The organism is Aureibacillus halotolerans (genome assembly GCF_004363045.1).
Lineage (GTDB): Bacteria > Bacillota > Bacilli > Bacillales > DSM-28697 > Aureibacillus > Aureibacillus halotolerans.
In genome coordinates this window covers 1-6,228 of record NZ_SNYJ01000015.1, presented here as the reverse complement: position 1 = coordinate 6,228, position 6,228 = coordinate 1, and the positions used below count along the sequence as shown (strand labels likewise).

Annotated in this window: 4 protein-coding genes; 2 read left to right on the top strand and 2 right to left on the bottom strand. The window is 47.5% G+C overall.

What is annotated here, in order from left to right; translation table 11 throughout:
* Together EV213_RS20825 and EV213_RS15200 are read right to left on the bottom strand one after the other, a co-directional pair.
* Positions 1–264: hypothetical protein (locus tag EV213_RS20825; RefSeq protein WP_166639347.1), on the bottom strand; the 264-nt coding region annotated here is incomplete at its 3' end.
* A gap of 210 nt (positions 265–474) precedes the next feature.
* Positions 475–2,412, bottom strand: a complete 1,938-nt coding sequence (locus tag EV213_RS15200; RefSeq protein WP_166639346.1) for a S41 family peptidase — start codon at positions 2,410–2,412, stop codon at positions 475–477.
* A gap of 128 nt (positions 2,413–2,540) precedes the next feature.
* Here EV213_RS15200 and secA2 point away from each other — a divergent pair, with 128 nt between their 5' ends.
* Together secA2 and EV213_RS15190 are read left to right on the top strand one after the other, a co-directional pair.
* A complete protein-coding gene (secA2, locus tag EV213_RS15195; protein ID WP_133581417.1) occupies positions 2,541–4,952 on the top strand; it encodes an accessory Sec system translocase SecA2 in 2,412 nt (803 codons plus the stop codon).
* Positions 4,927–5,904 (top strand): accessory Sec system S-layer assembly protein, encoded by a 978-nt coding sequence (locus EV213_RS15190; protein WP_166639345.1) that lies wholly within the window; start codon positions 4,927–4,929, stop codon positions 5,902–5,904. The genes secA2 and EV213_RS15190 overlap by 26 nt, the downstream gene beginning before the upstream one ends.
* Positions 5,905–6,228: the final 324 nt, after the last annotated feature.

Sequence of the window (6,228 nt, the reverse complement as noted above, 5' to 3'; positions counted from 1 at the left end):
AAGACAATCGTTTTCATCCAGCCTGATGGTGTTTGGTGAGAAACGCTCGCTTTCTTCGTTGCTTTGCCTCGTTCGGTGCTCATTGCCTGTATGGCAACTCCGCTCCTCTCGAGCCTTCGCGCCTCGAAAGACAATCGTTTTCATCCAGCCTGATGGTGTTTTGGTGGAGAAACGCTCGCTTTCTTCGTTGCTTTGCCTCGTTCGGTGCTCATTGCCCGTGTGGCAACTCCGCGCCTCTCTTGGCTTCGCGCTTAGATAAGACAATCGTTTTCATCCAGCCTGATGGTGTTCTGGTGGAGAAACGATCGCTTTCTTCGTTGCTTTGCCTTGTTCGGTGCTCATTGCCCGTGTGGCAACTCCGCGCCTCTCTTGGCTTCGCGCTTAGATAAGACAATCGTTTTCATCCAGCTTGATTTATTTAAGGTCTGTCCTTCATGTGGCTGTGTTGACTACTGTGACTTTTCATGTTTAAGCCTATGGTACTAAACGAATGTCTGTAATCGCTGGTGCGGACGCTTGCGATGACAATGCACGATAGAGCATTGCGGCGGCTTCCCCTCTAGATACAGAGCGGCGAGGTGAAAATTCCCCATCGCCTGTTCCATTAACAATCGACGCGCCATAAAGTGCGTTCACTGCCGACTCATAAGGAGAGCGTGGCAGAATATCGCGAAACGGCGCACTTCCTTTACGATTTAAATCAAATGCTTTCTGAATCCATACGGCTAAATCACCACGTGACAAGGTATCATCTGGTCGGAAATACCGTTGGTTCCCATTTAGGACGTTATGCTCTACTAACGCAGCCAACTCATCGGCATAGTAGGACGTCGACTTCACATCTGCATATCTGGAAGAGCGAACCTCTGGTGACTTTAACTTCAACGCGTTAGCGAGCATCTTGGCAACCTCTGCACGTGTAGCTGACTTTCCTGGCTGATAATATTGATTTCCCGTCCCAATGATCATTTTTTCGTTTGCCAAAACACGAATTGCGTCGGTAAAATAGCGACCATCTTTGACATCCAAAAATGGTGCCCTCCCGGAAGCTTGTGTTGTCGGGCTCTTCACGTCAATGACAGCCGCTTTTTCTCCCTCAACTCCGAGAAAGTAATCACTTTCTGAAAGCTTTGTTTCTGGAATAACGGCCAAGGATGAAAGCGACAAAGGTTCCAACGTAAATGCCGTGTCTTTGCCGCCGAGCTTCACAAGTGACACCTTTTCCTTAGAAAACAGCGACCAGTTCGCTGGCTCCTTCGACACGATCGCCAATCCTTCACCTTCATCTAAGGTTTTTTTATCAACGGTCGTCGTTTCTAATCCATTTGTTTTTATAAGCGCGTCGCGATGCGCAATATCAAGTTCTTTTCCAGGCGCTGTTTCGACATCCGGTGTCACACCTACCTGATCAATCGGCTTACCCTCTGGAGAAAAGAAACGTGCCACAGTCAACTTGATGACCCCTCCATTATCAAGAGGAAAAATCGTTTGGACCGTTCCTTTGCCAAACGTCTGTGTCCCATAAACAGCCGCTTCTTCCCCTTGCTCTTTGACAGCGGCGGCCAGCACTTCCGAGGCACTCGCCGACTGGTTATTCACAACAAGGAAAGCAGGCGCATTTAGCGTTTTGTCCTGCTTCGTTGAAAACAAAATATCTTGGAAACCGGTGCTGTCTTCCGTCATCATGACTTCCATTACACCGGGGAACAAGCCTGCCACTTCCTGAGCAGCATTTAAATACCCGCCCCCATTATCACGAATATCCACAATATAATGCTTTACAGGACCAAGTGTCTCCATCGCTTGCTTCAGCTCTTGTGCCGAATGTTCGTTAAAGCTATACAGATGAAAATAGCCTATATTTCCACCTAGTCGTGTGGATTCTACGGTCGGAATTGTAATTTTGTCACGAACGATTGTAAAGGACAACCTGGCTTCGCTACCAGGTCGCTGTACTGTCACGTTTACTGTCGTTCCAGCTTCTCCAGCCAGCAAGCTCGTCGCTTCTTCCATCGACTTTCCTGCCAACGTAACGCCATCAACTGTCGTGATCACATCACTGGCTTTCAGTCCAGCCTTCGCTGCAGGCGTACTTTCAAAGACTTCGAGTAACATTAGCCCAGACTCATGTTGTGCAACAGACACACCTATGCCAGACATCGCCCGATCAATAGACCCGACAAAAGAAGAAAACTCTTGTGGAGTAAAATACACAGAGTATTGATCTAATCCCGCCATGATTTCTTTAATACTGTCTCTTCCCAGCACAGATGCATCCACTTGATCAACATAATAGTCCTCTACATATGTACGTACTTGCTCCAATGACTGGTCTTCGGCGGCGACCCATTGCGGCAAAAAAGCGACAAACAGTGTCGCAAAAAGTAAGGCCGCTCTCCAATATCCCCTCAACAAAAGTTCCTCCCCTAATCGTTTGTCAACAAGCTGTAAATGGACAGCTTTAGCCAAAAATCTACATTTATCGTTTTCTAGTTTCCATGATATACTATAATGAGCCACAATGTAAGGAGCGAATTTGGATGCTTGAAACATTAAAGAAAATATTAGGTTCTGAACAGCAGCGCAAACTTAAATTCTATGAAAAACGAGTCCAACGCGTGAATGCCCTAGAGCCTGAAATGGAACGGCTCACAGATGATGAGCTTCGTGCTAAGACGCTAGAATGGAAAGAAGAGCTAGGCAGTGAACGCCGCTTTCAGCGTACATTAGATGAAATCATGGAAGAAGCCTTTGCGGTCGTCCGTGAGGCTTCTAAACGCGTGCTTGGAAAACGTCACTATGACGTCCAGCTACTCGGTGGATTTGTGCTTACCGAAGGCAATATTGCCGAAATGGCTACAGGAGAAGGAAAAACACTTGTTGCCTCCTTGCCAAGCTACGTGAAAGCCCTTGAAGGAAAAGGCGTTCATGTCATTACTGTCAACGAATATCTCGCACGCCGTGACTATGAGGAAATCGGGAAAATCCATGAATTTCTCGGGCTCACTGTCGGGCTGAATGTGCCATTAACCGACACCGCTGAGAAAAAAATTGCTTACGCGGCGGACATTACATACGGTCTGGGAAATGAATTTGGTTTTGATTATCTACGAGACAATCTCGTGTCAGACCTTTCACAAAAGGTACAGCCCCCGTATCACTTTGCCATTATCGATGAGGTTGACTCGGTGCTGATTGATGAGTCGAAAACCCCTCTCATTATCGCTGGAAAAACGACAGTAAGCGCGCAGCTTCACCATGTTTGCGCCATGCTTGCCCGTCGCTTTGAAAAAGACGTACATTTTACGTTTGATGTGATGACGAAATCAACCGCATTGACCGATGAAGGCATTACGGAGGTTGAGAAAGCATTTGGCGTCGACAACCTCTACGATCTAGAGCATCAAACACTTTATCATTATACGATCCAGGCGTTGCGCGCACGGGTCATGTTTAAAAAAGATGTCGACTACATTGTTCGCGAGGACGAAATTCTGCTTGTCGACATGTTTACCGGCCGGATCATGCAAGGGCGGACGCTCTCTGATGGCCTGCATCAAGCGATTGAAGCGAAGGAAAACGTGACGGTAACCGAGGAGAACAAGACGACTGCCTCAATCACGGTGCAAAACTATTACAGAATGTACCCTATGCTCTCTGGAATGACCGGTACAGCAAAAACAGAGGAAAAAGAATTTCGTGACCTTTATGGCATGGACGTCATTCAAATTCCGTCAAACCGTCAGCGTCAACGGATTGATGAAAAAGGGCTTATCTTTTTAACGAGAGAAAACAAATATACGGCCATGCTAAAAGAAGTTAAAAAACGGCATAAAACGGGGCAACCTGTGCTTATCGGCACAACCTCCATTTTACAGTCTGAAGACGTTGCTTCCTATTTAGATAAAGAACGTTTGCCTTATCAGCTCCTCAATGCGAAAAGCGTTGAGCAAGAAGTGGCCTTAATTGCGAATGCCGGACAACGGAGCCAGATTACGATCGCTACGAATATGGCGGGTCGAGGAACCGATATCATCCTCGGCGAAGGTGTTCCAGAGCTAGGTGGATTGTTTGTCCTTGGGACCGAGCGTCATGAATCACGACGCATCGACAATCAACTGAAGGGTCGAAGCGGTCGCCAAGGCGACCCTGGTGAATCAACCTTTTTCGTCTCTGTTGAGGATGATATGATTACGCGTTATGCATTCGAAGAGCTTGAAAAAATGCGCAGCTCCTTTACAATGAACGTCGATGGTCTTATTTTAGACAAAGACATTCATTCGTTTGTCGATCGTGTGCAGCGCATTGCTGAAGGAAGCAACTTTGGCGTCCGTGAATACACGCTGAAGCTCGATGATGTCATTAACGATCAACGTACAATTATTTATCAGCTTCGCGACCGCTGGCTCGACTCTGAAGACTTGTTAAGTGACCTTATGCCAATGGCTGACGATCACTTCAAGCATTTAATTGACGAACACTGTCCAGAGGACCTGTTGCCAGAGGAATGGCCGCTTAAGGATTTGGTGTATGAGGTAAATCAAGCCATTGCCGGCGTTACCTTTGATCCGGATTTGGACGACGTGGAGGATCGCAATGATTTATTGAACAGCATCCGCGACGTCACCTCCGAATATAAGGAAAAGCTCGAGCCTTATCTTGCACACCAGCAGCTTGCTGATGCGATGAAGCGCGCTTGTCTATCTGCGGTGGACCATCATTACATTCGTCACCTTGAGCAGATGACTCGCCTTAAAGAAGGTATTGGGATGAGACGTTATCAGCAGGAAGATCCAATGCGTCTGTACCAAAACGATGGCTTTGAGCTATTCTCCATGATGTACCGCAACATTGAGCGTGACGTTTCCCGTCAGCTCGCCCTCGTCGCACGAAAGCTGTTTGCCGTTGATGAAGAGCAGCTTGAACATGTTGAAATTGTCCAAGGAAAGTGAGGAAAGCGTCATGCTTCCATTCTTTAAAAACAAGAACAGCCGTGCTGTTCGCCGAAAAGGAAAAGAAACGTCCATCTCCTCGGACGACTTATTGGTTGACACAAAACCGATCGCAAAGAGAAAAAACGGTCCGGTGAGTACAAAGCTTTCAATTCATCCGTCCTGGAAGCTTCAGGACGAAGAGAAATATGTCTATCAATTTATGAGCAATGACCTGCCCGAGATGAAGCCACACCAGATTTCCATGGCAGGCATTGAAATTCAAAAAGCGAAAAAAGAAGCTCAAGTCATGGCCTTTGTGCGCAATTCTTTGCCAAACGACATTGGTCTACCAAAAATGGGCGTCTATTTGCTCGATAAGGAAGAGAATCAACTCGGTCACCGGATTTTTGATCTCTCTCGCCTCGGTCGCATGCCTGCAGAGAGTGACCGTCCGTGGTTGTTCAGCTTCCGTGAAGCAGATCTCAACGTAAAAATCGACGACCTGCCAACCTCTGATTGGGCATTGGCCTTTGACTTAATCAAACCAGAGGAAAAGCATACGATTGAGTTCCACCCAGAGTGGAAGGAAAAACTCATCAAACCACATCAGAAAAAGCTGAAAGAATATGTTGAGAAAAACCCACCAGCGAAGCACCAGATCAGCTTCACTGGGCTCCAAGCAGATTATCAAGAAAACGGGGACTTGCAAGTGATGTTGCTCGTGCATAACGGCACGTCCAAGGACCTCGTCATAAAAGAGCTGCCGATCCGCATTGTTGACGGACGCGGCGAAGTCGTGGCAGAAGCAGGATTTAAGCTCGACGACTTCCCTATCTCCGCCCATCGCAGTAAGCCATGGAGCTTTTCCTTCTCCAAGCAAGTGCAGAAGAAGGAAAACGCCGACCTAACCGGCTGGAAAGCAACCGCCGTTCCAAAAGCGGACGATGTAGCGGAACAAGAAGACGAATAGATGAATGGTTGGACCCCCGCACTCGTGCGGGGGTTTTTGATTGTGCGTTCGGGCTCGCTTCTCCTCCTTTTGGGCTCGCTTTTCCTCTATTTAGGCTCGCTTTCCCCCAATTCAGGCTCGCTTTCCCTATTTGGGTCACTCTCTCCCGTTTCGGGCTCGCTTCTCCTCGATTTCGGCTCGCTTCTCCTCGATTTCGGCTCGCTTCTCCTCCATTTGGGCTCGCTTTCTCTGCTATTGTCCCTATTGAGTAGACAGACTTATGATATGAAGGCTCAAAATTTGGCTATACTTCTCATTATTACCCTTAGAAGGAGCTGAAGTATG

Bases quoted from the DNA above. Each gene is read 5' to 3' on its own strand.
- secA2 (WP_133581417.1), top strand. From the start codon at position 2,541: ATGCTTGAAACATTAAAGAAAATATTAGGTTCTGAACAGCAGCGCAAA.
- EV213_RS15190 (WP_166639345.1), top strand. From the start codon at position 4,927: ATGTTGAAATTGTCCAAGGAAAGTGAGGAAAGCGTCATGCTTCCATTC.